Annotated in this window: 21 protein-coding genes; 15 read left to right on the top strand and 6 right to left on the bottom strand. The window is 46.5% G+C overall.

The window, feature by feature from the left end:
* Positions 1 to 116 precede the first annotated feature (116 nt).
* The 8 genes from HRI96_RS11450 (at position 117) to HRI96_RS11415 (ending at position 10,088) form a co-directional block, all read left to right on the top strand.
* Entirely contained in the window at positions 117 to 1,232 is a 1,116-nt protein-coding gene (locus tag HRI96_RS11450) for an ABC transporter ATP-binding protein (protein ID WP_210117472.1), read from the top strand.
* Entirely contained in the window at positions 1,232 to 2,962 is a 1,731-nt protein-coding gene (locus HRI96_RS11445) for an ABC transporter permease (protein WP_210117471.1), read from the top strand. Before HRI96_RS11450 ends, HRI96_RS11445 begins: the two co-directional genes overlap by 1 nt.
* 15 nt (positions 2,963 to 2,977) lie before the next feature.
* Positions 2,978 to 4,555: a hypothetical protein gene (locus tag HRI96_RS11440; RefSeq protein WP_210117470.1), complete on the top strand. Its 1,578-nt coding sequence runs from the start codon at positions 2,978 to 2,980 to the stop codon at positions 4,553 to 4,555.
* Between the two features lie 76 nt (positions 4,556 to 4,631).
* On the top strand, positions 4,632 to 5,930 hold the full coding sequence (hisIE, locus tag HRI96_RS11435) for a bifunctional phosphoribosyl-AMP cyclohydrolase/phosphoribosyl-ATP diphosphatase HisIE (protein WP_210117469.1): 1,299 nt from the start codon (positions 4,632 to 4,634) through the stop codon (positions 5,928 to 5,930).
* Between the two features lie 6 nt (positions 5,931 to 5,936).
* Positions 5,937 to 7,292, top strand: a complete 1,356-nt coding sequence (gene hisD, locus HRI96_RS11430) for a histidinol dehydrogenase (protein WP_210117468.1) — start codon at positions 5,937 to 5,939, stop codon at positions 7,290 to 7,292.
* Between the two features lie 66 nt (positions 7,293 to 7,358).
* Positions 7,359 to 7,946, top strand: coding sequence for a peptide deformylase (gene def / locus HRI96_RS11425; RefSeq protein WP_210117467.1), 588 nt, complete (start codon positions 7,359 to 7,361; stop codon positions 7,944 to 7,946).
* Positions 7,940 to 8,944, top strand: coding sequence for a methionyl-tRNA formyltransferase (fmt, locus tag HRI96_RS11420; protein WP_210117466.1), 1,005 nt, complete (start codon positions 7,940 to 7,942; stop codon positions 8,942 to 8,944). Before def ends, fmt begins: the two co-directional genes overlap by 7 nt.
* 10 nt (positions 8,945 to 8,954) lie before the next feature.
* Positions 8,955 to 10,088, top strand: a complete 1,134-nt coding sequence (locus tag HRI96_RS11415; protein ID WP_210117465.1) for a PASTA domain-containing protein — start codon at positions 8,955 to 8,957, stop codon at positions 10,086 to 10,088.
* Between the two features lie 115 nt (positions 10,089 to 10,203).
* Here HRI96_RS11415 and HRI96_RS11410 read toward each other — a convergent pair whose 3' ends face one another.
* Entirely contained in the window at positions 10,204 to 12,120 is a 1,917-nt protein-coding gene (locus HRI96_RS11410) for an Lnb N-terminal periplasmic domain-containing protein (protein ID WP_210117464.1), read from the bottom strand.
* Between the two features lie 11 nt (positions 12,121 to 12,131).
* Here HRI96_RS11410 and HRI96_RS11405 point away from each other — a divergent pair, with 11 nt between their 5' ends.
* Entirely contained in the window at positions 12,132 to 12,290 is a 159-nt protein-coding gene (locus HRI96_RS11405) for a hypothetical protein (RefSeq protein ID WP_210117463.1), read from the top strand.
* On the opposite strand, the gene HRI96_RS11400 is transcribed toward HRI96_RS11405, so the two are convergent.
* Positions 12,287 to 12,730: a DUF3015 family protein gene (locus HRI96_RS11400; RefSeq protein WP_210117462.1), complete on the bottom strand. Its 444-nt coding sequence runs from the start codon at positions 12,728 to 12,730 to the stop codon at positions 12,287 to 12,289. The two genes, HRI96_RS11405 and HRI96_RS11400, sit on opposite strands and share 4 nt — an antisense overlap.
* Before the next feature lie 196 nt (positions 12,731 to 12,926).
* On the opposite strand from HRI96_RS11400, the gene HRI96_RS11395 reads away from it, so the two are divergent.
* Positions 12,927 to 14,258 carry a PALP domain-containing protein gene (locus HRI96_RS11395; protein ID WP_210117461.1) on the top strand — a complete coding sequence of 444 codons (1,332 nt, stop codon included), beginning with the start codon at positions 12,927 to 12,929 and terminating at the stop codon, positions 14,256 to 14,258.
* Positions 14,259 to 14,334: 76 nt separating this feature from the next.
* Here HRI96_RS11395 and HRI96_RS11390 read toward each other — a convergent pair whose 3' ends face one another.
* Genes HRI96_RS11390 through HRI96_RS11375 form a run of 4 tightly spaced genes read right to left on the bottom strand, consistent with a single transcriptional unit; the run spans position 14,335 to position 21,772 of the window.
* Positions 14,335 to 18,171: an alpha-amylase family glycosyl hydrolase gene (locus HRI96_RS11390; RefSeq protein WP_210117460.1), complete on the bottom strand. Its 3,837-nt coding sequence runs from the start codon at positions 18,169 to 18,171 to the stop codon at positions 14,335 to 14,337.
* Positions 18,168 to 20,267 carry a 4-alpha-glucanotransferase gene (locus HRI96_RS11385; protein WP_210117459.1) on the bottom strand — a complete coding sequence of 700 codons (2,100 nt, stop codon included), beginning with the start codon at positions 20,265 to 20,267 and terminating at the stop codon, positions 18,168 to 18,170. The genes HRI96_RS11390 and HRI96_RS11385 overlap by 4 nt, the downstream gene beginning before the upstream one ends.
* 51 nt (positions 20,268 to 20,318) lie before the next feature.
* On the bottom strand, positions 20,319 to 21,371 hold the full coding sequence (locus HRI96_RS11380) for a radical SAM protein (RefSeq protein WP_346267163.1): 1,053 nt from the start codon (positions 21,369 to 21,371) through the stop codon (positions 20,319 to 20,321).
* The gene (locus HRI96_RS11375) at positions 21,368 to 21,772 is read right to left on the bottom strand and encodes a hypothetical protein (RefSeq protein WP_210117458.1); all 405 of its coding nucleotides are present in this window, start codon (positions 21,770 to 21,772) and stop codon (positions 21,368 to 21,370) included. Before HRI96_RS11375 ends, HRI96_RS11380 begins: the two co-directional genes overlap by 4 nt.
* A 201-nt stretch (positions 21,773 to 21,973) precedes the next feature.
* Here HRI96_RS11375 and HRI96_RS11370 point away from each other — a divergent pair, with 201 nt between their 5' ends.
* The 5 genes from HRI96_RS11370 to serC all read left to right on the top strand — a co-directional run bounded on the left by HRI96_RS11370 (position 21,974) and on the right by serC (position 25,975).
* The gene (locus tag HRI96_RS11370; protein ID WP_210117457.1) at positions 21,974 to 22,420 is read left to right on the top strand and encodes a PTS sugar transporter subunit IIA; all 447 of its coding nucleotides are present in this window, start codon (positions 21,974 to 21,976) and stop codon (positions 22,418 to 22,420) included.
* A gap of 44 nt (positions 22,421 to 22,464) precedes the next feature.
* A complete protein-coding gene (locus HRI96_RS11365; protein WP_210117456.1) occupies positions 22,465 to 23,076 on the top strand; it encodes a hypothetical protein in 612 nt (203 codons plus the stop codon).
* 108 nt (positions 23,077 to 23,184) lie between these two features.
* Positions 23,185 to 23,976, top strand: a complete 792-nt coding sequence (locus HRI96_RS11360) for a transglycosylase SLT domain-containing protein (protein WP_256729240.1) — start codon at positions 23,185 to 23,187, stop codon at positions 23,974 to 23,976.
* 176 nt (positions 23,977 to 24,152) lie between these two features.
* The gene (locus HRI96_RS11355; RefSeq protein ID WP_210117455.1) at positions 24,153 to 24,788 is read left to right on the top strand and encodes a redox-sensing transcriptional repressor Rex; all 636 of its coding nucleotides are present in this window, start codon (positions 24,153 to 24,155) and stop codon (positions 24,786 to 24,788) included.
* A gap of 89 nt (positions 24,789 to 24,877) precedes the next feature.
* Positions 24,878 to 25,975 (top strand): 3-phosphoserine/phosphohydroxythreonine transaminase, encoded by a 1,098-nt coding sequence (gene serC / locus HRI96_RS11350; RefSeq protein WP_210117454.1) that lies wholly within the window; start codon positions 24,878 to 24,880, stop codon positions 25,973 to 25,975.
* The last annotated feature ends 48 nt before the right edge of the window (positions 25,976 to 26,023 follow it).

The raw sequence follows: 26,023 nt of genomic DNA, 5'->3' as shown, positions 1-26,023 counted from the left end.
AACGCAAAAGCCGGTCTGACAACGGCCGATTTTATGCCTGTAAAAGAAGAGCCGGTTTTAATAAAAGCCGGCTCTTGTCGTCTATAGCGGATTTTGAATTCATAAAACAAGAGGTAATGATGAGTTTAAGTTTGACCTATCAAAATGTAGATAAAGTTTACGGCGGCAAGGGACCTTCCGCAGTAAAGGCTTTAAGCGATGTTTCTTTTGTGATAGAACCGGGAGAATTGTTTTGCCTGCTCGGTCCTTCCGGCTGCGGGAAGACCACCTTGCTGAGGAGCACCGCCGGTCTTGAAACCATAACGAGCGGCAAGATCCTTTACGGCGACACTGACATGACCGTAATTCCGCCGTATAAAAGAAATATAGGCATGGTGTTTCAGAGCTTTGCCCTTTATCCGCACATGAACATATTTGAAAACGTCGCATACGGCTTACGCGTAAGGAAGACGGACAACGAAACCGTCAAAAAAAAGGTTGAAAGCGTTATGGAGCTTGTGGGTCTGCAGGAAGAATTAAAAAGAAATCCGTTCCCCACGGCTCTTTCAGGCGGACAGCAGCAGCGCGTAGCCATTGCAAGGGCACTAGTTTACGATCCGGATATTTTGCTTTTGGACGAACCGCTTGCAAACCTTGACGCAAAGTTAAGGCGCTACATGAGGGCTGAAATCCGCAGAATACAAAAGGCTACAAATATAACCACAATTTTTGTAACGCACGACCAAGAAGAAGCTATGGCCGTAGGCGACAGGCTTGCCGTTTTAAGACGCGGAGTTGTAGAACAGATTGGCTCGAGCGACGAGCTGTACACGGCTCCGGACAACGCCTTTGTTGCAAATTTCATAGGCAAGATGAACTATTTTAACGCCGAACTTACGGACAGACGATCAGCAAAAATTCACACAACGAACATCACCGTTTCTGTTTCGGAGAATAACGACAGAACGAAGGGAGCCGTCGCTGCGGGTAAAGACGTATTTGTCGGCGCAAGACCCGAAATGCTTGAAGTTACGTCCGAAAAAGATCCTTCGTGTATTTCCGGTAAAATCCAGATCATTCAGCACTTGGGTCAGGTAGTCCGCTATGAGATAACCGTCGATAAAAAAATCAGTCCGGTTGCGCTTGAAGTCGACATGCCGTTCCTTGTAAAGGGCTTAAAAGAACACGACGACGTATCTGTCCGCATAAAAGAAGGAAGAGCGTTTTTGTTTAAGCCGGAGGTAAATAATTAATGAAATCCGATAGCAAAAATAATTTATCGCCTGCAATAAAAGACGCTTCCGCTCTTTATAAAAAAGACAGGTCGCAGTTTTTTATATTTTTGGTTCCGCTTTTATTTTTATTGATATTTTTGATCTATCCTTTGGTAATAACCTTGTTCAGAGCCTTTATGCCCAGCGGGATAGAGTTAAAGCTCAGCGAATTTACTGTAAGCGGCTTTAAGAAATTCTTTACCAGCAAGCTCTACATGACGAGCATGAAGAACAGCCTTATCTCAAGCCTTTCGGTAACGCTCGGAACCTTGCTCATAGGGGTGCCCATGGGCTACTTTGTGGCCAGAGTAAAGATCCCCGGTAAAAAACTTATGCTGTCTCTGGGAATTCTTCCCATGATAATGCCGTCTTTTATCGGAGCTTTTAGCTGGGTTATCCTTTTAGGCAACAAGGGAATAATGAGGTATTTTTTCAACTTTTTGCTTTCGCCCTTCGGAATAACCCTTCCGAGCATATACGGTATGTTCGGCATGATTTTTTGTATGGTTCTGTCATATTATCCTTTCGTGTTCCTTTTGGCCGAAGGCGCTTTCAGCGGAGCGAACAATCTTTTGGAAGACGCCGGAATGCTCATGGGCGCAAAAAAGGGAAGAATTTTCAGAACCATTACGCTGCCTCTCATACTGCCCAGTTTAGGCGCTTCCGCCCTTTTGGTATTTATAAGAGCGATCGGAAACTTCGGAATTCCCGCCATGATCGGCGGCGACCAGTACGTGCTTCCGACCTTAATCTACTTTAGAGTAAACGGCTTTGCCGATTATAACGGAGCGAGCACGATCGCCGTAGTAAACTGCATAATAACGGGCATCATACTTTACGCGCAGAAACGCATGGTAAAAAGCAGAGAATACGAAACGATAAGCGCGACGCACACCGAGATCAGGCAGCACACGAACATGGCTGCAAGGATTTTAGCGTTTATTTTTTGCCTTTTAGTCCTGGTGCTTTCTTTGGCGCCTCAGATAACGATCATCATCATGAGCTTTTTTGAAAAATGGTACGGTTTGTTCCCCGAAGGCTTTACCCTAAACAACTATAAGGTAATTCCCAAGACAAGCGGTCATGAATTTTTCAATTCGTTCTACCTTTCAACGGCGGCTACGGTTCTGTCCGCATTTTTAGGCAGCATCATGGCCTATATAACCGAGAGAAAGCGTCCCAAAGGAGCCGGCATTATCGATATGGCGATAATGATTCCCTTTATTTTGCCGGGAACGGTCGTTTCGGTTGCCCTCATATCGGCTTTTACGGGAAATACGTTTATAAGCATCGGTGGTACTTACACGATCATCATTATTTCATATATGATAAGGCGTACACCCTACACTTACCGTTCTGTATGTGCAAGTTTGACGCAGCTTAATCCGTCGCTGGAAGAAGCGTCGACGATCGCAGGCGCCACGTGGTTTTACACCTTCAGGAAGGTAAGCGTTCCTTTGATTCTGCCGGGAATCATAAGCGGCGCAATCCTGACGTTTACGACGCTGTTGCAGGAATTGTCCACGACGATCCTTTTGTACGGACCTAAGACAAGAACGGTTCCTGTTCAGATCTACGTCGCTGTAGCCGAAGGAACTTTAGGCGAAGCGTCCGCTTTAAGTACCATTTTGCTCATAGTGGTGTTCCTTGTGGTCTACGGAACAAATAAGATCCGCGGACTGCGCATGTCAAACAGTTTTAAGATGTAAGGGGAATGAGATTTTATGAATGAAAATTTCGATTTGAATTTATCGATGTTTAAGGCATACGATATAAGAACCCGATCGGGTAAAATGACAAGCGAAGTTTCCGAGCGCCTTTTAAAAGCGGCAGGAAGATACTTTAAAGATGATCTCAAGGTAAGCTCCGTAGTTTTGGGACGGGACGCAAGGCTCGCCGCGCCGGGCCTGCTTCAAGAAGCGTCGGATCTGTTCACGTCTATCGGGCTGGACGTAATACTGAACCCTCTTCAAATTTCAACGTGCCAATTTTATTTTTCCTGCATGAAACACAGAAAAAGCGCTGCCATAATGTTTACCGCAAGCCACAATCCCGGAGAATACATAGGCTTAAAGCTCATGGCGCCCGACATGTTTACTCTGGCGACGGACTGCGGGCCTAAGGGCGGAATAAGATGTATCAAAGAATACTACGTTGAAAACAAAGAAATTTCTCCTTCAAAGCAAAAGGGAAAAGTTATAGTTTCAAGGGTGATGGACGAATTCATCGACTACAGCATGCGCTTTGCAGGCGTTGAAAAAGACAGCTTGAACGGCGTTCCCGTTCTTGTAGATTTTTTATCCGGCGCCGCAGGCTGTGAAATAGTTGAAGCCCTTACCTATGCGGGCTGTTCCGTTACGCCCCGCAATATCGTTCCGAACGGATATTTCCCAAACGGAGATCCCAACCCTATCATAATCTCAAGCATTAAGCCCACTTGGGATATTATGAAAAAAGGCGGCTATGACTTCGGTTTTTGCTATGACGGAGACGGCGACCGCCTGGACATTATGAACCGCGACGGAGAGCAGTTGGCGCCGGCTTTTAACATGACCTTGTTGGCTCCCAAATTCAAAGAAATCTATCGCCCCGTTTTTGAAAGCGGATTTTTTGAAGGCTCGACTTATAACCCTCATCTGTACTCGGACGTTAAAGCCAATCCGCTTTCGATGTACGATCAATGCAGAGAAGGATTCAATGTTCACATAATCCGTAACGGACACTCGTTTATAAAAGAGGCTCTCAGGACAAACTTGAAACGCCAATATATTGTGGCAAGCGAAGAGTCCGCTCACTATTATTTGAACCAGCCTTTCGATCTGAACGATTATTCAAAAGGCTTTGCCGCTACGGAAAACACTCTGCTGTTCACGCTTTTAACCGCGAATATGTGGGCAAAATATCCTGAAAAATATGAAAAAATCTATGAAAGACAAAAAGATATTTTCAGGATAAGGGAATGGCCGTGCCACTTTTTGGACGAATCCAAAGAGGAGTCCATAATGGACGACGTTGAAAACGCAATGAAAGACAAATTCGGCGTTACTGTAATAAAATTTATGGAAGACAAGAGCAGCCTCGACGCGACTTTAATGCGCTACGGCCTGCCGGAAGTTATCACAAAGGACACCGACATGTCAAAACCGTGGTTCCAAGTGGCTCAAAGAATAAGCCGAAGCGAAGAAGGTATGACCCGTTGGGAAATCGTTGCAAACAATAAAGAGATGTGCGACGCCGCCAACGCTTTGGTAAGAAGCATTTCCGACAAGTATGTAAACGCAAAATTTGCCGAATACGTGTAAGAGATGCCGCAACGCGCAGCGGGCTGCCGGGCATCCTGTAATTGATAGACCTTTCCATTTCTGATAAAATCGAAGTATGGTAATCGCTTCTATCGATTTAAAAGGCGGGCACGTCGTTCAATTAAAAAACGGAAAAGAGCTTGTAATTCAGCGCGACGACGCGGATAAACTTATCGAAGACTTCAACCGTTACGGCGAAGTCGCCGTTATAGACCTTGACGCAGCGCTTGGAAACGCGGATGCTCAAGGAAACACCGTAAACACCGCCTTGTTAAAATCGCTTTTACGCCGTGGAAACGTAAGGTGCGGGGGCGGCATACGCTCCGTAAAGCGCGCAAAAGAATTAGTCAGCCTGGGAGCTGAAAAAGTCATAATCGGTTCCGCCGCATGGAACGCCGACGCAAATTCCTGCGGCGATATCTTAAATAAAACATTTTTGGAAGAACTCGTAAATGCCGTAGGCAGACAGCGCATAATCATCGCAGTAGACGCCGTCGATGAAAAAATCGCCGTAAAAGGCTGGACGCAATCTTTAAACATTTCTCTGATAGACGGAGCGAAGGCCGCGGAGAATTTTTGCTCGGAGCTGTTGTTCACATGCGTCGAAAAAGAAGGCTGCATGCAAGGCGCCGACATAAAAACCGTAGAAAAGCTTCGCAAAGCCGTAAAGTGCAGGATTGTCGCCGCCGGAGGCGTTTCATCGATCCAAGAAATTGAAAAGCTCGAAACGATGCATTGCGACGTTCAAATCGGAATGGCGCTTTATACGGGAAAAATCGCGCTGAAAGACGCTTTCATTTCCTGCCTGGATTGGCAAAAGACAAAAGGGCTCGTTCCGGTTATCGCTCAGGACGTTCACGGAGCCGTCTTAATGCTTGGCTACGCAAATAAAGAAGCCTTTGAAAAGACATTTAAAACCGGTAAGCTCACTTTTTGGAGCCGTACTCGGCGCGTTTTATGGACAAAGGGTGAAAATTCAGGGCACTATCTTGAGCTGGTTAAACTCCGCGCGGACTGCGACAGGGACACGGTTTTAGCTACCGTCGTTCCTCACGGCGGCGTGTGCCACACGGGAAGCTGGTCGTGCTTTACGTCCGCTCCCGACGAACCTTCTACTATGGAGCGGCTTTACGCGACTATAGCCGAGCGCTTTGCCGATCCCAGCCCGGGATCGTACACTGCGACTCTTAACGACAAGCGTGTGCGTGAAAAAATCGAAGAAGAGGCGGAAGAGCTGTGCGAAGCTCAAACCAAAGATGAAATAGTCTGGGAGACTTCGGATCTTTTGTATTTTGTAAGCGTATTGATGAATAAGAGCGGAATTACGTGGCAGGACGTTTACGATGAATTGGACAAGCGCCATAAGGAAAAATGACGAAAAATGATAAAAATACAAAAAGCCTGTGAAATTGAAAGCGACTTTTTTGAAGGGCGGGATTTCGGATCTTCCCTTGAGACGGTAAAGACCATCCTGTCCGACGTCAAAGCGAAAAAGGACATTGCCCTTCACGAATACGCTAAAAAATTCGACGCTGCGGATCCGGCCGTCTTTGAAATTCCTCAAAGCGATCTTAAAGCAGCCGCAAAAAAGATGGAAAAGCGGGATCCCGCCTTGTACGAAGCGCTCACTTATTCCCGCGACCTTGCGCTTGAATTTGCAAAAAAACAAAAAGAATCTTTCGGCGACTTTGAAATCGAACTGCGGCCGGGATTGTTTACGGGACAAAAAACCGTTCCCGTTGAAAGAGCCGGAGCATACGTCCCTGCGGGGCGGTTCCCGCTCCTTTCAACCGTGATAATGACGGTGATGCCTGCAAAGGCGGCGGGCGTAAAAGAAACGATACTCTGTACTCCTCCGCGGGTGCACCCCGACGACCTAAAAAAGGCCGCCAACGTTTCCGGCAAGGCGTTTTCAGGCGGAAAACCGTACGCCGACGAAGGAATCATGGCCGCCGCATATATTTGCGGTACCGACCGCGTCTTTGCCTGCGGCGGAGCACAGGCGATCGCGGCGATGGCGTTCGGAACACAATCCGTGCCGCAAGTCGACGTGATAGTAGGCCCGGGTAATAAATTTGTTGCTGAGGCAAAAAGACTAGTCTACGGAACCGTCGGCTTGGACATGGCGGCAGGTCCTACCGAAGTGTTCATAATTGCCGATTCTTCGGCGAATCCCGAGTGGATAGCAGCCGATCTTTTGGCTCAGGCGGAACACGATGTTGTAGCTCAGCCGGTTTTGGCAACTCCGTCGCAAGAACTTGCTTTTTCCGTTGCGGAAGAGATAGAAAAACAGCTTGAGACGCTTCAAACAAAAAACATAGCGCGGGAAAGCATCGATAATTTCGGCCGGATCATAATAACCGAATCGCTCGAACAGGCCGCCGATATTGCAAACCGCAAAGCTCCGGAACATCTTGAGCTTGCGATCGATGAAGGCCCGAACCTCGATAAAATCGAAAAACGCGTACACAACTACGGGTCTCTTTTTATAGGACACAGTTCCGCAGAAGTTTTGGGAGATTATGCTGCAGGAATAAATCACACGCTTCCTACTTCCGGTTCCGCGCGATTTACAGGCGGCTTAAGCGTGCGGTGTTTTTTAAAAACCGTTACTACGCTCAGAACGAAACCGGGTTATGACGGTGTAAATAAAAGCGCAAAGGTATCGGCCTGTTTGGGATGCGCGGAAGGTCTTTTTGCCCACGCAGAGTCCGCAAGGCTGAGAATAAGAGAATAATACCTTATGAATTTTGCGCCGCGGCTTGCGGTAAAATTCCGGCGCTGTGCAATTTTAAGGAGTGATATGCTTCGTATATGTAAATTGGGAGAAGAAATTTTACGCCAAAAAGCAAAAGATGTTCCCGAAGTAACGGACGAAATCCGTTCTTTGGCTGAACAAATGCTTGAAACGATGATAAATGCCGACGGCGTAGGCCTTGCGGCGCCGCAAGTAGGTCTTCCGTTAAGAATGTTTGTCATCATGGTTGACGACAACGTACGCCGCGTATTCATAAATCCCCAAATAATATCGACTTCTCAGGAAGTCTGTTCCTATGAGGAAGGCTGCCTCAGCATTCCGGAAACTTACGAATCCATCGTTCGTCCCAAAAAGGTAACCGTGCAGGCGCTTGACGAAAGCGGTAAACCGTTTACACTCGAAGCCGACGGACTGCTTGCTCGCGTTATTCAGCACGAAAGCGACCACCTTGAAGGAATTCTTTTTATAGACAAGGGCGATAAGGATTTCGCCGAAAAGATAAAACAGAAATTCAAAATCCGGGCGGAGCGTTCCGCTCAAAAACAAGCGCAAAAAAAAGCGAAATTGAACCGAATAAACGCAAAAATCGCCGCGAAGGAAGCAAAAAAAGCGGAGGTAACGAACCGGTGCTGAAAGTACTGTACGCAGGGAGCCCCGGCGCTTCCGCCGTTATGCTTGAACTTCTTTTAAAGGACCGATCCCTTTTTGAAAGCGGCGTAGTAATTTCAAGCGTTCTCACAAATCCGCCCGCACCGCGGGGCAGACACAGGGAATTGATTCCCACGCCGGTTCACGTCGTCGCCCGAAATGCAAACATCCCGGTGTTTACGCCCGAACATTTGGACGGAAAATTCCGCGCTGAAATGGAAAAGTTCAGCCCCGACATTTTAGTGTGCTTTGCCTACGGTCATATATTCGGCCCGAAATTCCTGGCAACCTTAAAATACGGCGGAATAAACTTGCATCCGTCGCTCCTGCCCAAATACCGAGGCTGCTCTCCCGTTCCCCAGGCCATATTAAACCGCGACAAAACGACGGGCATAAGCATACAAAAAATTGCGCTTGAAACGGATACCGGAGACTTACTTTATCAAAAAGAAATTCCGCTTGACTTTACGGAAACGGCGGACAGCCTTTTGGAAAAAAGCGCCGTTTTAGGAGCGGCGGAGATATCCCGTATACTGAAAGAAACCGCCGCTGCAGGCAATCTGCCTGAGGCAAAACCGCAAAAAGGCGACGTTTCTTACACTTTTGCTATAAAAAAAGAAGACTCAAAGATCCGCTGGGACAAGCCGGCCGAAGACATCGAAGCGATGATCCGCGCCTACACGAGCGAACCCGGATGTTTTACAACTGCCGGGGGCGTGAACCTTAAAATCCTAAAGGCTCGCATATCGTGCGCTTTGCCCGCAGCAGCTTTCGTTTCCGCGTCAAAAAATCCGGCATTAAAGGGTCCGGCGGAATTAAAACCGGGCACGGCGGCTTTCTTTGATAAAAAAAGCGGAATTTACATTGCCTGCGCAAAGGATTTTATTGTTGCGACAGAGCTTCAATGGCAGTTTAAAAAAGCCATGAATTACATAGACTTTATGAACGGCAGCCGCAATTTTATAGGCACCACATTACAATAGAGGAAACGCTATGGATGATGAAAACAAAACTTCCGATTCCGACGGATCGAAAAAAAATTCACTTTTCGGAAAAAACAAATTCAAAATCACAAAGATAAACGCAGCGGATATTCTTTTTAAACTTAAAAATTTCTTTTTTAACAAACTGCGGATAAATGCGGCGGACACTCTGTCGCTGTTTCAAAAAAATTCAAAAGCTATGATTTTTACTTTTGTTTCGGCTTTTATTCTAATGATCTTTTCCGCCGGAGTGGTTTTCTTTGCGGTAGTGCAGGGGCAGGAAAAGGTTATGGTTCCCGACGTAACGGGACAAACCCTGGCCGACGCTCTCATCGAAATGCAGGAAAAGGAGCTTTATCCCAAAATAAGATTGCGCTATTCGGAAAGGCCGGGCGACGCTGGCAAAATTCTTGAACAAAATCCGGGCGCCGGCATGATCGTAAAGGCAGGCCGCAGGATTTCGCTCGTGGTAAGCAAGGGCGTAGTCATAGACCATATCGAAGATTACAAGGGACTCATACTTGACGACGTCCGTATGCAATTGCAGACATTGTTTGCAGGCTCGGCCAATCCGCTTATTGTTCTTGCCGATCCTGTTTACAAGGCCGATGTTTCTTCCCCCGGCGTGATCCTTGAACAAAATCCCGCGCCGGGTACGGTCATAACGGAACCGGTAACCTTAAATCTCATCGTGAGCCGCGGGCCGGAATTTGAAAATACCCGTGTCCCGAATATAATCGGTAAAAACGTAAAAGAAATGCTCGAAATTATGCAGACAAGTAAGATAGTCTTTGATTTTACATCACATATTGCAAAGGCAAATGAAACTCCGGGAACTGTGGTTCAGCAGCAGACATTCGACAAAGAATTCCTTCCGAATTATTCAAGGGTTTCGGCTGAATTTGCTTTTCCCGAGGCGGGCGGCGATGAATTTGTATTTGGAATTTTAAGCGAAACGCTTACAAATTATCCTTATCCCGTGCCGGTAAGAATCGAAGTGCAGTCGCCCGAAACAGAACCTTATACGCTGATCGCTTTCAACCATCCGGGCGGGAATTTCACAGCGCCGTACGAGCTGGCGAAGGGTTCCGTCCTTGTGCTCTATGTTGTGGAAAAGGAGCGAAGCAGAACTACTGTAAAGTAGCAGAAATGGCGGAACTTCCGGATGCGGACTTTCGGAAACGCCGATCCTTGAACAAGGCGCGGCGGACAGGCACGCGACATCGGCCGGCAGGAGCGTGCGCGCCGGAAAGATTCCTCTAAAAAAAGGCGTTGACGGAAAAGTACCACTCGGGACGATATAAACTGCGCCGTTCCCTTCGGTTAATGTTGAGCGAGCAGCCGGCCTTTAAAGCCGAATTTTGAGAAAGCGAAACCTCTTCGTCAGCGGAAAAAGTTATAAAAAGATGCTGCGGATCAAGCGGCGTCTGAAAAATCTCCGCTTGTATTTTATTTTTCCACGCACCGAAAGTAGTTATAAATCCGGTTTCGCCGCCGGCCCGCAAATCCGTATAATAGTCGTATTCATGATTAAAATATGCGTCGGCGCCCGCCATCAAATAAAGCTGAATCCATGAAACGGGACTTATGCTCGTACCGTATAAGAACTTTAAATTAAGAGCAAGGTTTTCATCCTTATCCTTATAGGCGCTGCTTTTTAAGCCGAATGAAACGCGGACGGCTGAATTAAAAAAATATATGTCGGAAACCGGCAAAGAGATAATATCGGCAAGGAGGGCATGCTTTAGATAAAATTCGTTTGTCATAGGCCTCAATCGCCCGTCTACGTTGAAAAACAAGAGCTGAGAATTATCGCTGTAGCCGGCGGAATTTTCAAGCTGCTCGTGCGCAGTAAGCCTGCAATTAAAGCCGAGGTAGTTTCCGCCGGCGTCTTTTCCGCATCCTAAGGCGATTTTCTTTGAACCGTGCGCCGTGTGCGGCGCCTTAGGGATTTCTGTTTTTGCATCGTATTTTATCGCGCCGAGTTTTCGTCTTTCGGATAAAACTTCGACATAGCGCGGCCTGTATTCTTCCGGGCTGATCTTTCCGTTGTTGAGAAGGTATTGAAGATATTCCGCCGAAATCTCCCAAATTACAGCCTGCGTTTCTTTATCCGAAGTTTCAAAAGGAAAATCCTTTACCGTTTTTTTGCCCGTGCAAAGAGATTTTACGTATCTATTTTGTTCCGCGCTCAAAGCGGTTTTTAATGTTTCTATTCTTTTAAAGAGCGAAGGTCTGTATACAAAGTCGTCGTATAATCCGGCGGAGTACATGGCCTTTATTGTCGCAACGGGCTCTACCACGCCCGACACTACTTGAGTTATCTTTGTTTCAGGCCGGGCCGCTTCTATTAAAAAAAGCAGATTATACGAACAATTTTCGCTTATAAAATAATAATTTGAATATATGCCAGTCATATCAAGAAGGTGGCGCAAAAGTCTGTCTTTTTCTTCTTCCGTAAAATTAAAGCGGTATTCCCACATGTCGCGCATATCCATGTTTGCATATTCTTTTATCTTTTCATAATAGGGACTAAAGCCGTAATAACCGTGAAACCCGCCCACGAGCCCCAAAAGGGCGTAAACAAAGCCGGTGTTTAAAGTTGTAATAGCCCCGTAGCTTATGGAATTGGCAAGCAGCTGGGGCCTGCCTTCCGTTTCAACAAGGATCAAGGTATGTCCGAATACGGAAGCGGGATTTTTCATATAGCCGGAAGGGAAAACCAAGTAAATCGAACCGGGGCGAAGAAGTTTTATGAGACTTGAATATTCGGCGTCGCCGTCATAAGGAAAATCCTGGGTTTGTAAACCGAGCTTACGGCAAAGCCATGCATACCTGCCCGGGAAACGCGCTGCCGCATGGCGTTCGCCTTCTACGGGAAGCGCAAAAAAAGCCTTTAAAGTAGCCGAAAGTTCCGCAGCGGGATCGGTTTTTCCGTTTTTTGCACAAAAGAATTTGGGATCGTCTATAAGACTTTTATAACGCCCTTCTCCGGCTGGTTTATAGTGCAGCAATGTGTGCCAATACGGATCTTCGGAGAGCCGCATTTCCTGCGCTTTTTTTACGGCAAATTCTGCGGATTTTTCATATCCGCCGGAGTTTACGGGCTCTGAAAAGGCCGGAAAAAACCGAATAAGGAGCAAAAGAATTGTAAGTGAAACCGTCGCCTTGTGCATAGAAGAATTCCGTGAGTATAACGCTTAAAGCTGTGCGCAGCTGGGAATCCCGCCGCCGCATCTCGCTTTCAAAACTCGCCATTTCATTGAACAACAAAAAAGTAGGCAAAAAAATAACAGGATGCGGACTTTACCGCACCCTGTCTTACAAAGATAGAAGGTCAGCTTAGCCTACAAAAGAATAGATCTTTGCGCTGACTTCTTTTGCAGAAACTTCGGATGAAGAGAAAATTTCATCAAAGTTATCCTGCAGGGCAGCTTTAAATGCCACTTTATCCGCGACATTAAGCATGGTCGAAAGGGTGTCGACATATTCGCCGTCGCCTTTTGCTATGTCCGCCGCAAGAGAGTCCATGTTTTCGGCAATGAATTTATCGGTTTCTTCCATACCGATAAGTCCGCCTTCATATCCGGACGTTCCGAACGTGATGGCAAAAAATTGAGTGAAACAGCATCCGTTTGTCGTAGCGGCAAGGATGTCCCATCCGGCACCGCTCTTTTTGCCGAAGAATACATATCCGAGACCCGGACCTACAGCCGTTGCAAATGTGCTTGCCGTAAACGCCAATGACGCAACAGCCAATGCAATCGCAAATTTCTTTTTAAGCATAAAGCCTCCTGTTTTTATAAAACCGAATCGGTCTCGTTGCAAAACGGGATTTAAAGAACATTTTAAGCCGTTTCGATTTTAATATAATAAATATGATACAATAAAGTTTTTTTTATTGCAATAAAATAATCGACTGCGGTTGACGGTCGCATCCGGCACCTTTGGCAAAGCTCTCATATAGTGATATAATCTTTTTATGCGTTTTACCAGTACGAGAAATAAAAAATTGAACGTAGGCTTTGAACAAGCTATTCGCGACTGCATGCCGGGAGACGGAGGTCTTTACGTTCCTGCGGAAGTGAACGACCTGCGCCGATGGATCTTATTTACAAATGAAAAAACGACCTACGCTTCCGTTGCGGGAGCTCTTACGCTCGCATGCGTAAACGAAGAGTTCAGTCCGATAATATGCGAAGCGATAGCCGCACAAGCGTTTCCTTATGAACCCAAACTGTCCAAATTGGACAAGGGGCTTTATACTTTGGAACTTTTTCACGGCCCTACAGGGTGGCACCGCGATTTCGGCGTAAGCTACCTCATCGAAGCCCTTGAAAACATACTTTTGATGAAGGACACAAACGCCGTCATCCTTGACGTAAACGCCTCCGCTCTGGCGGCCTCTTTAGCGAACGCGCTGCGCGGCAAAAAACGCATAAAGGCCGTACTTTTGTTCCCTAAAAATTCCGTAAAAGGACTTTCGGAAGAAGATCTTATTTGGAACGGGGGAAACCTTTTTCCGATAGAGATTGACGGAAATATCGAAGATTGCAATAAAATCGTAAAAGATATTTTTTCGGATCATAAAAACGTCGAAGATCTTAATCTGACCGTCGCAAACACGGCAAACATAGGAAGACTTTTTCCTCAGGCATTTTTCTATCCTTTTGCATTTTCAAGGTTAAAGAGAGAAGTAACGGGAAATATTTACTATGCCATGCCGCCGGGAAATTTCAGCAACGTTACGGCAGGGCTTTACAGCTGGAAGATCGCCATGCCCGTTTCGGGCTTTATCCTGCCGGCGACCGACGCCCTTACGGTGGATCCTGCAGGCCGCTGCGTGATGCTCGACGCCCTCGTACCGGTGAACGAGCGCGGAAAAACTGATCCTTCCTGCCTTTCAAACCTTGAAAGATTGGAAGAAATTTTTTCCGCAAATACGGCTCTCATGCATAACCTTGTTTATGCAGCTAAGATCACGGACGACGATACGGTCTTTGCCGCAAAAGAGCTGTTTATGAAATATCACCTTTACGCAGATAAAAACACGGCGAGCGCTTACGCGGCTGCTCTAAAGCAAAAAGCCGCTACGTACCAAGACAACGGAACCCTTGTCTTAGTTGTAAACGATCATCCGTCGCTCGATGCGGATTTTATACGCCGATGTATCGGGGAAAATCTGCAAATGCCTGAAAATGTTGCCGCTTCCGTCCGCCCCGCGCATATAGGAAAGCCTCTAATGAGGTCTTCAAGCGAAGTCTTAAGCATAGCGCGGGACGTATCAAAAAATTTTACGGCCGCAAGTTTTTAAATGCCGCACTGAAAATGACACGCCGGCAGGGCTTCCGTCACGACAATGCCGCGCCGCCTGCAAGTTGCGACGAGCCTTATTCGGCAGGCGCTTTAACGGCCTTTGCGCTTTTTTCTTTGACTGTTTTCAAGGGCTTTCCGTTAGGTTCGAATTCCTTTAAGAATCTTTCCACCTTATACTCGGATTTTTTTTGAGCGTCCGAAAGCATCTTGTGCATTTTCAAGACGGCGCTTTGTTTTTCGGCAAGAGAGTCTCCGCGCACGGAGGCTTCAAGTTCAAACATGTTAAGGGCGGCAAAAAGGTTTAAAGATCTCTCCGAAGCTTCTTTATTAAACCACAGCACTCCGCCGAACTCATTTACACCGCATAAGGCGGCCGAAAATTCGCTTTTCATCATGAATTTTGCAACCGAATATGCGTCTTTTTTTATTAAGCTCTTTGAAACCTCGTTTTTAAGTTTTTGCTTTTTAAAAGGAGTAAATCCGCCTAAGATGAACATAGTTTCAAGATCCTTATACAAACCGGGAGCGGTTATTCCCGCATCGGCGAAGAAAGCGCAAAATTTTCTGGGCAATGCCCATTTAAGCGCGGCCGATGTTTTTGCAAAACTGCCTGTCGCCGCCAAGCAGAACAAAGCGTTCAGTGACAGAGGATTTTCTGCCGCAAATTTTGAAAGCGCATCGTTTTCAGAAGATTTAAGATTTCGGGACTTTTGGGCAAGATTGACAAGAATTTCGGCTTTTTTTGAAAACGTGCGGAATTCTTTTTCCGGCATAAAGGAGGCCGGCTTTACGGAGCCCACCGGCTTTGCGCTATCCGCCGTCTTTACGGCGCTCATCATCTTTGCCGCACCTACAGGCTTTAAGTTCTCATTATCCGCAGAGGTTTTTTCTTTTGCGTAAAACTCTGCGGCCGAAGAATAAAAGACGAGCGCATACGGCTTTACCTTTCCGAGGATCGAATTTAGCGATTTCAACGCTGCGGCAGCGCCGGCAGAATCTGTGCGGCCGCCCACAGCGGCGCGGACAGCCGAGTCATTTTCTGCGGCATCCGCATAGGCGGAGTTTTTGCCTTCGGCAGCCGCGCCGGCGGTATCCGCGCCGCCATGCATGCGGACAGCCGAGCCGCTTTCGGTTTCAGGCGGAATATCCGCCGGATATAAAATTCCGTTTACGGATCTTATGAATTCCGCCGACATAAAGGCGCCCAGCGCTTCATACAGTTCTTTGTACGCAAGCTCCTGCCATGCAATTTCCAGATCGGGGACGCCCTTGCCCGCCAAATTACTGCACAAAATTCCCCATTTCCCGTCCGCCGCGTCCGCAACTTCGCGTATGTCAAGCAGAACCTGAGTTTCAAACCCGTTCAAACTCACAAACAGGCCGTTTCGGTATATATCCGAGCTTTCGCGCACGTACCAAAGGCCGCTCGACAGATCGCGGAATATGCAGTATCTTCCTTGCTCCGAAGAGAGCCCCAGTCCTTCTCCTATGCTTCTGGAGCGCATTTGAACTTCGCCTTCGCCGCCCGTATTTACCGCATAGGGAACCGACTGCTTTATCGTGCCGAAAGCCCTTTCATATTTGTTGTTATAAAAAACTACGGCTTTTTCGTCGCCGCATCGGTTTGAATACGCAAAGACATTCTCGTTCACAAAAGAACCGTTCCATACGTCGAAGAACAAAAAATCGTCGATCTGGGCAAAGAGGTAGCGTTTTTTCATGAGAGGAAAGATCACTTTGCGATGACGCTCTATGAGACCTTCGTCGGGCACTTCGTATTTGTAAGCCCTCGTGTATTCCATACCGTATTTTTCTTCAAAGCCTTCGATCTGCCCGTGGCCGAACAGGGGAAGTCCCGGCATCGTTACCATAAGGGTGCATACGCCGAAATATTTGTCGCCCTTGCCGAACTGGGCAACAGCGGTTTCTTCATCGGGATTATTCATAAAATTGACGAAGCGTTTTAAAACCTGCGGATCGAAGGCAAGAGTATTCTTCACGGTGTCCCGGTATTTTTGGTTTTCCTCTTTTTTTAGCATATTCATAAACGCACTGTTGTACACGCGGTGCATTCCGAGGGTGCGAACAAAATATCCTTCCATCATCCAAAACGCTTCGGCCAAAAGCAGGGTGTCCGGAACTTCCTTTGCAACCCTGTCCACAACTTCACGCCAAAATTCCTGAGGAATGGCGTCTTCAAACTGTTTTGTAGACAGCTGTGTTTCGCTTCTTGTAGCTATGTCGCCGCCCCTTCCCGGCTCCGGATACCAAAGCCGCCGTATGTGTTTTTTTGCCAAAACCATGGCGGCGTCAAACCGGATTATGGGAAAATTTCTTGCGACATGCAAAATTTTTTGGATTATTTCTTCACGGGCGGCAGGATTTAAAAAATCGATTTGAGCCGTATCGTTCCACGGCATGCCCGTTCCGTCGTTACCGTGATAAATATAGCGAACGTCGCCCGTAGCCTTGTCCACCCGCTTAAAAACGACGGCGCAGTCCGATCTGTTGTAATAGTGGTCTTCAAGGTATATGCCTATGCGCGGGTCGTGAGAAAGATCTTCCCCGTTAAAAGTGTATTGAGGAAAAGGATTGTCTTTGCGCTGGATAAACAGATCCGGTTTTTCGGAAATCCAGCGGGAATCCATTCCCGTATGATTCGGAACCATGTCGGATGCAAGCCTTATTCCGCGCTTCCAGAGACGGAACCTAAGGTCGTTTATCGCGTCCCAGCCGCCGATATTCGCTGCGATGTCGTAATCGTAAAGGCTATAAGCGCTCGCTGCCGCCTCGGGATTTCCGCACAGCTGTTTTATGCGGCGGCTTGCAGAGCTTCTTTCCCACAAACCTATGAGCCAAAGCCCCGTAAAGCCTTCGTCGGCAAGTATGTTTATCTCTTCGTCGGGAATTTGATCCAGACGGGTTATGCTTCTGTTATATTTTTTGCCGAGCTGATCAAGCCAAACCAGAACGGATTTTGCCATAAGAACCACTTTCGGCATCCATTCCCGGTCGGGACTAAACCTTTCGTACTCGTTCATTAAATTTTCATAACTGTACGCCGACATGTCGGGAAGAGCTCCGCCCGCATTCGGCGCCCTCCAAGCGGCTTTAGCTTCTTCGGAAAGAAGATCAAGCGAAGACAAGAGAAGCGAAACTATTTCCGCGAGCTCGGGGAAAAACGGAACCCAATGTTTTTTTATGTATTCCAGCTGGCCGCGTAAGTCGTTAGGACTGAAAATGACAGGTTCCCTCAGCATGGTGATGAGATCGTGGCTGAACGGTCCGAACACCGGTTTTGCTTTAAAAAACGCCTTGATTTCCGTCCACGCATCCTTGTATATTGAAAGCTCTTTAAGAGGAGAATCGTCGAACAGAATTTTAAAAGGTTTGAAAGCCGGATTTTCGTTTGCAAGATAAAGCAGAATAAGCTCTTCCAAAACGCTTTCTCGGTTTTCCCTTTCCGCTCGGACGCCTTGGTCGAACGCTTTTTTATTTAAAAAATCGCGGACAAAAATCTTTTTCGCATACACTTCCGTAGACGGAAAATTTTCTACAAAGCAGAGCAGCATGCCGTCGACTTTTTCTTTTCCGAATTTTTTATCAAGAGCTTCCAAGGCTTCAAAAAAAGCGGCCCTGTATTTGTCCCGCCGGTAAATCATGCTTACGATGTGGAAAATTTCGTCAATAAGTCCCATGGCATTTAAATTTCCTGCGGAAATTTTCAGCTCCGGAGTTTTTTGCGCATCAAAAAGTGCGTTCAGTTTTTGCGCGAAAAGGCGGACGGCGCGTATGTTCCTAAAAACGACGTTGCCTGAAGAAGAAAAAAGTGTGTCGGCGAAGCCGCACATATCTCTTACAGTTTTACTTACATGAAATTCGTTATACGATACGGGTAAGTCTTTTTTCATCTCTGGCCGCCTTTATCTTTGTGAATTTCAGAAATTCTTTTTATCGAATCGCATAGGCTCTTGTTTTTGGAAAGCTCTTCTACGGATACGGGCATACGGTACACCCAATTGGTGTTTGTAACTGTGCCGGGCACGTTTATGCGCTCGTCGGAGCTTTCGTTAAGATAATATTCCTTTGCAAGGTATAAAAAATCCTGCAGAGGATGTACGCACCAGAAACTTGCGCTATGCGCGGTTTTTTCAAGGATCAGATACGCAGTTTCCGGTGAAAAATCGGAATCTAAATCTTTATTCAAAGCGAAGGCCTTTATAAAAGCTTCTACGGAATCCTTTTCTGTTTCCCACCATTGGCGCAGCGTGGAAGAGTCGTGAACGGAGCTTGCGGTAACCGAATACGGCGGATATTCTTCAAAGGGAATGAAAGGCTGCTTTTCTTGCGCCCAATTACGGCACCAGCGCACTACTTTCAGCGACAAAATTCCGCAAAGATTCATAACAGCGGGAACGCATTCCAGAGAAACGCCTAAGTCTTCGCCGCAGGGTATCATACTAACCGAAGACGTGAGTTCTTTAAGAATTTCAGAAGCGTCGCTTTTCCACAATTCGTTTTGTTCGGCATCTTTTTTTTCAAACAGATTTTCAAGCTTTTCCCGTTCGTCAATGTTTAAAGATTTCCATGCCGTAGAATCCTTGTATTTCCACACGGGAACGAACATGTCTTTTTTTATCTGTAGAATGCACCTGTCCGTCCAATATTTACAAAGTTCGTCTTTTATGCGTTTTTCCGCATCCTGAGCGCACAAAGACGAAAAATCCAAGGAATAAATTTCCTTGCTGCCTTTCAGTTCTTTTTTGAAATTCCAAAGTTCTTCGCTTCCGATGCGGTTTGCAACTGTTGAGAGAATTCTATGAGCGTTTTCATGATTCCATGTAATATCTTCAACGACTTTTGTAGGAATGTGCGGTTCACTAAGCCAGTGAATCCTGCCTTCGTCGAATCCCAGCCGTTCGAGCTCATCTTTAGTACAAGGAACAAAAGGCTCGGCATGTCCTAGTTCCGCCGACACATCGTCTTCGGGAACGGCCCAAATTCTAAAAAAACCTAGTATGTGATCAAGCCTGTAGGCCTTATAATACTGAGAGGCAAAAGCAAGCCGCTCCTTCCACCATGAATAATTTCTTTTTTTTAGCTGTTTCCAGTTATATACGGGAAAGCCCCAGTTTTGCCCGCTCGGGTTGTCGCCGTCAGGCGGACTTCCCGCCCTAAAACCGTGATCGAAAACATAGCCGTTTTCCCAACAGTCGCACGAATCCTCATTCATCAAAATCGGTATGTCGCCTTTTAAAAGTATCCCCGCATCGGCAACGGCGTCCGCTGCTTTTTTAAACTGAACGTGGCAGACGAATTGCACCCACGCGTAAAAAAGCTGCAGTTTACAACGAGTTACGTCTTCGGTATCCCATAAAAGCTCCGCATCGGCTTTACGGTCTTTTTCAGGCCAAGTCTTCCATGAGGCCTGCAGGTGTTTTTCTTTTAAGGCTTTAAATACGGCATAGCCTTTTACCCAGCCGTTTTTTTTAAGCCATAGAGAAAAGTCCTCATATTCCGAGGCTGCGGTTTTTAAGCCTCTCCCGTCCGACGAACAGCGTTTTGAACCGACATGCCCGGCGGCAATTTCGCTTTTTTCGAAAATGCGCTTCAGCAGCGCGGTCTTATTTTCAAGAATCGCTTCGTAGTCATAGCGGTTGCTTTTTTTAGACGCGGCTTTTGAATGCTCTTTTATGAATCGGTCATAGATGCCGGCAAAGTCTTTGTCGCTCTTATAAAGCTTAGGAAACTCAAGGATTTCCGGAATCGAAACGTAAATAGGATGCAAGGCGAATGCCGAAAGAGCGCTGTAGGGAGAAACGTGAGTCCCGCTGTCGTTTACGGGTAAAAGCTGTATGACTTCAAGCTCCGCTTTTTGGCAAAACGGTATAAGGTCGATCAATGACAAAAATTCACCGATGACGGGACTTTTTTCAGTGCGGAGCGCGCCGAGGGGAATTACAGTCCCCGTAAGACGCTGAAGTTTTTTGCGGGCAGCACTTTCCATGTATAAAAGTATATCATGATTAGTAAGTTTTGTACGGGCATGAATAAAAATTTAAATGCAAAACCCCGTCTTCCAGTGCCAGAACGGCCTTGCCAGCTCGTTTGAAAAAGGCTGCCGTCGGTTAAAGTCCGGAAGCCAAGACGTGTCGTTTGAAAGCTCCTGATAAAAAAGATATTCAAAGTCGTAGGCTTCTATGAGATCTTTCAGGTCTTGATATTCTTCAGCCGTAACAAGTCTGTTTTCTATGGCGGAAAGAGCTTTTTTGCGCTTTAAAAGTTCGTCTTCAGTTCCCGCAAAGGGAACGGGAGTGTATTGCGACATAAGAGAAATCACGGCTTTTTTATCCGCATTGTGTTTAAGCCAGTCCAAGGTATCCGCAGTTTCTTCAAAACGCCCGGGGAGGAACAAATGCCGTATTATGACCCCGCTTTGTATTTTTTCTTTTGTGCTTCCGTCCGAATTCTTTTTAACAAGCTTTAAAGGAGACGCTTCCATCATCCATAAAATCGCCTTTACGGCTGTTTGAGGGTAATCTTCCGCTGCAAACAGCCGGCCTGCAAGCGCAGCGCTCAGGGTCTTAAGATCTGGAAGCCATACCGTAACTGTCCCCCGCAAAAGCTCAAGCATTTCGACATTTTCATATGCGGAAGAATTCCAGCAAAACGGGATTGTAAGACCCGCACGCCTTGCGCCGCGTAAGTATTCGGCCAGTTTGGGAATGCAATGACTTGCCGTAACAAGATTTATGTTTTCCGCTCCGGCGTCCTGAAGCTTCAAGCATATACTTATAAATTCGTCTGAAGAAACGTCTCTTCCCATTCCCTGCTGCGCAATCTGATAGTTTTGGCAAAAGGCGCATTTAAGCGTGCAGCCCGTAAAAAAAACGGTTCCGCTTCCGCCGTAAACGGTGACGAGCGGCTCTTCGCCGAAGTGCAGGCAAGCGGAGGCTATTCTTATACTTTTACTTTCGCCGCATACCCCTGTTTTTTTGCCCGTTCTGTCGGTTCCGCATTTGCGCGGGCACTGAAAACATTTTTTATATAAAGACAAACGGTCGTGCATATGAAGCTCGAATATGCGCTGAATAAAATTCAAAACGTTCAAAGCGCGTCTTTATCGACGACGATCGCCATCATCCGCTCCAACAGGTCAAGCGGAATATCCTCGGCTTCAAACCTGACCGCTTCGGACAATTCTTTCCAATCCCGTTCACAAAGAATTTCATTTTTATCGTCAACACCGCAGAGAAAATTTTTCATTGCGCAGAGTCTGTAAAGATTTTCTTCCGTAGGCTCAAGGTCGATGTTCGAAGAAGAATCGACATAAGTTCCCTTCCAATAGTCAAAAACCCCGGCGGCAAGCGAAGGCGCAGGGGGATTGGCCTTTACAAAAAAATCCGCCATAGCTTTGCAAACGTCATGAATATTAAGTCTGCCGCCGTTTTTTGCGCGCTCATATTTAACGATGCGCTTCAGGTCGGCAATAAATTTATCGGATTCGTTCATTAAAAAGAATGATAGCGATACGGCGATAAAAACGCAATCGGGAACCTCAAAGCGTTCCCGCAGAAATCCTAGAATTATTAGCCGGTATTTTCAAAATTCGCTATTTGGCCGTTTTTGTTTTCGCTTAAAATTCATTGCCGATAACCGAATAAGAGCCGTTATTTTCTTGACTTTTCCAAAAAGTAAACATACACTTATATCATGGATCTTAGAACTGTTTTAACAACCGACATGGTAAATCTCCACCTCAAGGGGAGCACAAAAGAAGAAATTATTGATGAAATGTTGGATATTCTCGTAAAGGCCGGGAAAGTTACAAATAAAAAGGCTGCGCTTGAATGTGTGTTGGATCGTGAACGCAAGATGTCGACAGGAATGAAGCACGGTATCGCCATTCCGCACGGAAAAACCGATACCGTATCCGATTTGGTAGCCTGCATAGGCATATCCGACAAGCCGGTCGATTTTGATTCGCTTGACCAGGAGCCTTGCCGCATCTTTATTATGACACTTTCTCCGGTAAACAAGACGGGGCCGCACCTTCAATTTTTGGCGGAAGTAAGCCTTCTGTTCAAAAGCGCGGATAAGCGCCAGCAGATTCTGAACACTCAGGACAAAGCCGACGTCATAAAGATTTTAACGGAATAAACTCCGCCGCTGTAAAAGCTGTCTTTTATCGACTTACTGTGCGCATGAAAATCAAAGCGAAATTCACCGTAAAGTCCAATAAACTGTTAAGCGCCGACGGTGTTACGGAAATTCCTATTTCTTGTCCCGTGCGGACTGAAGCGGCCGACGTCTATAAAGGCACGTTTGAAATCGATATTTTAAAAAAAGCCGAAGGCGAACCGGCCGCCGCAAAAAACAAATTTCTTTTTATAGACTTGCCGCAAAGTTTTATGGAAATTTCTTCCGGCGCGTATAATGAAACCGCTCTGGCCTCTCTTAGGGACTTTCTAAAAGCGATAGAAAAAAGCGAAATCAACGTTGTTATTGCGCCTCGCCTTGAAAATGATTCTGACATACGGTCATTGCAAGCCGGTTCGAGCGATTCTCAAGGCTCGTTTATCGCCGCCGTGAGCCACGCAGCGCGCCGCATAAAGGATTGCGAGTCGGTGATAGGCTTTGCGATTCCTGAAAAACTGTTGGCCGGCGGGCTGCTGGGCGAAAAAAGCCTTGCCGCCGAATATATTTCGGAATTGAAAAAGAAGCACGAACATTATATTTTTTTTGCCGAACAGAGTGAAATTGAAAAAGCACATTGCATGAGCGGCATAGCAAATACGGATATCGTGATGTATTGAAAGCGTTAAAAGCCATAAAAACGCACGGTTTTCATGACTATGCAAAATTTTCATCGAAACTGTTGATAAAAATTCAATTTTATGTAAATATATGTCTGTTTTATGCGAATGGAAAAGAATCAAACGTCCAATAATTACAGGCACTCAAACATGCAATTGCTGCTCCTGAAAACGATCGGGTTTTGCGTTTTCTTTGCCGCAGCCGCTCTTGCCGTTGCGTTTTTTTTGCCGGCAAAGATGCCGTCGCCTCAGGAAACGCTGGGCAAGCTGATCACGGGCGACAATTTTTTTGCCGAAGCCGCAGCGGATCTTTCGGAAAATATCTTTTCGCCTTCCAACGTTGTGCTGCAGCACTCGAAGCGCGCGGACAAAGGGCTGGAACTGTACAGGCAGGCGCGTTCAAAAACGGCCGTAGAATGGTTTTACATAAATATCACCGGAAATAAAGAGATAGCTTACGCAATCTTGCAGGAAGCGAATAAAAACGACATCCCGCTATCTCTGGCATTTGCTTTGGCTTACGTAGAAAGCCGGTTTAATCCTAAAGCCGCAAATAAAAATACTAATTCCTCGATCGACAGGGGCCTGTTTCAGCTCAACAGCTTTTCTTTTCCGCACCTAAGCGAAACGGATTTTTATGATCCGACGGTAAGCGCAAAATACGGAATGAAGCACCTTCGCTTTTGCCTTGATCTAGGCGAAGAGGAAGTTACGGCTCTTGCCATGTACAACGCCGGAGCGAACAGAGTCAGAAGGAACAATACGCCCCGGTCAACTCTGAACTATGTGGACGCAATCATGCGCTACCGATCGGGGCTGGAGTCAACCTTTTCAAATGAGATAGCCAGATTATATCAGCCTGAAACGCCGAAGGGTGTAAAACTTGCAATGATAAAATAATCCGCCGCCGGCTTTTTCCGCACACTTTTCTACAGCGTGTCTTCCGGCATTTACTGTGAAATAAATCACAATAAACGACAAATTTCAGCATTTTTTTGCATTTCCTTTTAAAATCAAGCGAATTTCGGATTTTCGATGTTGACGCCGTTCACGCCAAAATCTAATATTCATTAGACATGAGGCAGATACCCAAAGCAGCAAAACGGCGCTTGGTCCGGTTGGCGGCGCTTTTGTCCGTACAAAAGTCCGAAAAGATAACTTCCAAAACCATACAGTCTTTGACAGGATGGTCGGATTCCCTTATCAGAAGAGATATTCTTACGCTCGGATATAAGGGCGGCGTTTCTAACGGATATGCCGTAAAAGATTTGTACGACGCGATATGTGAGGGGCTTAAAATAAGCGAAGCGGCCGGCGGTAAAAAAAACTGCTGCATAGTCGGCTTGGGACGTCTCGGAACGGCGCTGCTTGAAGTCCGGCTCTTTGAAGGCTCGCCGTTTACGCTGATTGCAGGTTTTGATTCGAACGTTAACCGGACTGAAATTCTGCGTTCAACGTTTCCGCTCTATCCCGCGTCAAAGCTGGAAACCGTAATTGCGCAGCAGAATATAAAATTTGCGCTGCTCGCCGTGCCTGAAAGCGACGCGCAAAAAATGGCGGAACGACTGGTAAACGCCGGAATAAAGGGAATCGTCAATTATACGGCGGTGATGCTTTCGTTGCCCGTAAATATTGCAGTTGAAAACGCTTCACCCGTAACGGTGCTTACAAACCTTGCTGCGGAATGCGCGGCGGGTACAGACACCGACTGACGCCGGCAGCAACTGAGGCCTGCAACTACTGACGCCGATAGCGGCAAACGCTGCCAACGGCGGATAAAATACACGAGGAGAGAGGTAAAATGAAAAGAGTTTACAATTTTTCGGCGGGACCGTCCTGCCTTCCGGAAGAAGTTCTCAAAGAATGTGCGGATGAAATGCTCGACTATAACGGCACCGGTCAGTCCGTCATGGAAATGAGCCACAGATCAAAAGATTATAAGCCTATAATCGAAGGCTGTGAAAAAAAAGTCCGCAAGCTCATGAACGTTCCTGATAACTACACTGTATTGTTTTTACAGGGAGGAGCATCAACACAGTTCGCCATGGTTCCGATGAATCTGGGTGTAAAAAAAGGCAGGGCTGCCTATATAAACACCGGTATCTGGGCAAGCAAGGCGATCAAAGAAGCTCAAAAATTTGTGGACGTAGATGTAATTGCAAGTTCGGAAGACAGGAATTTTTCCTATATTCCCAAACTTGAAAAAATAAGCGGCGATTACGATTATGTTTATGTGTGCTTTAATAACACCATAAAAGGAACACATTTTGAATACATTCCGGACACCGGCGATATTCCGCTAGTAGCCGATATCTCATCCTGCATACTTTCGGAACCGCTCGACGTTACGAAATTCGGGATTTTGTTTGCGGGCGCGCAAAAAAATCTTGCGCCGGCAGGAGTTACCCTTGTCATAATCAGAAACGATCTCATAACAGGATCTCCGCTCAAGGGAACTCCCACGATGCTCAATTACAAAACGCACGCCGACGAAATGTCCATGTACAACACGCCTCCGTGCTACACGGTATACGTTATGGGGAAGGTTCTTGACTGGATCGAAAAAAACGGGGGCGCCGAAGGCATGAAAAAGCAAAATTATGCAAAAGCCGAACTTTTTTATGATTATCTGGATAACAGCAAATTTTACCGTTCGACCGTAGAAAAGGGAAGCCGATCGATAATGAACATTCCCTTTCTTACAAAGGAACCGGACGCAGAAAAGGCCGAAGTTATAAACAAAAAATTCGTGTCGGAAGCGGCGGCGCAGGGCATGGTAAACCTTGCCGGGCACAGAACCGTCGGGGGAATGAGAGCTTCGATATACAATGCCATGCCGATCGAAGGTGTCCAAAAACTTATCGCTTTTATGGAAAAATTTGCAAAAGAAAATTTTTGACCGTTTCGAGCGGCCGCTTATCGGCGGCAGTGCGCTTTCGCCTTTAAC

The sequence above is a fragment of the Treponema parvum genome (assembly GCF_017893945.1).
Classification (GTDB): Bacteria; Spirochaetota; Spirochaetia; order Treponematales; family Treponemataceae; genus Treponema_D; species Treponema_D parvum_A.
Note: the sequence above shows the minus strand (reverse complement) of the source record. Positions and strands in the feature narration are given on the sequence as shown.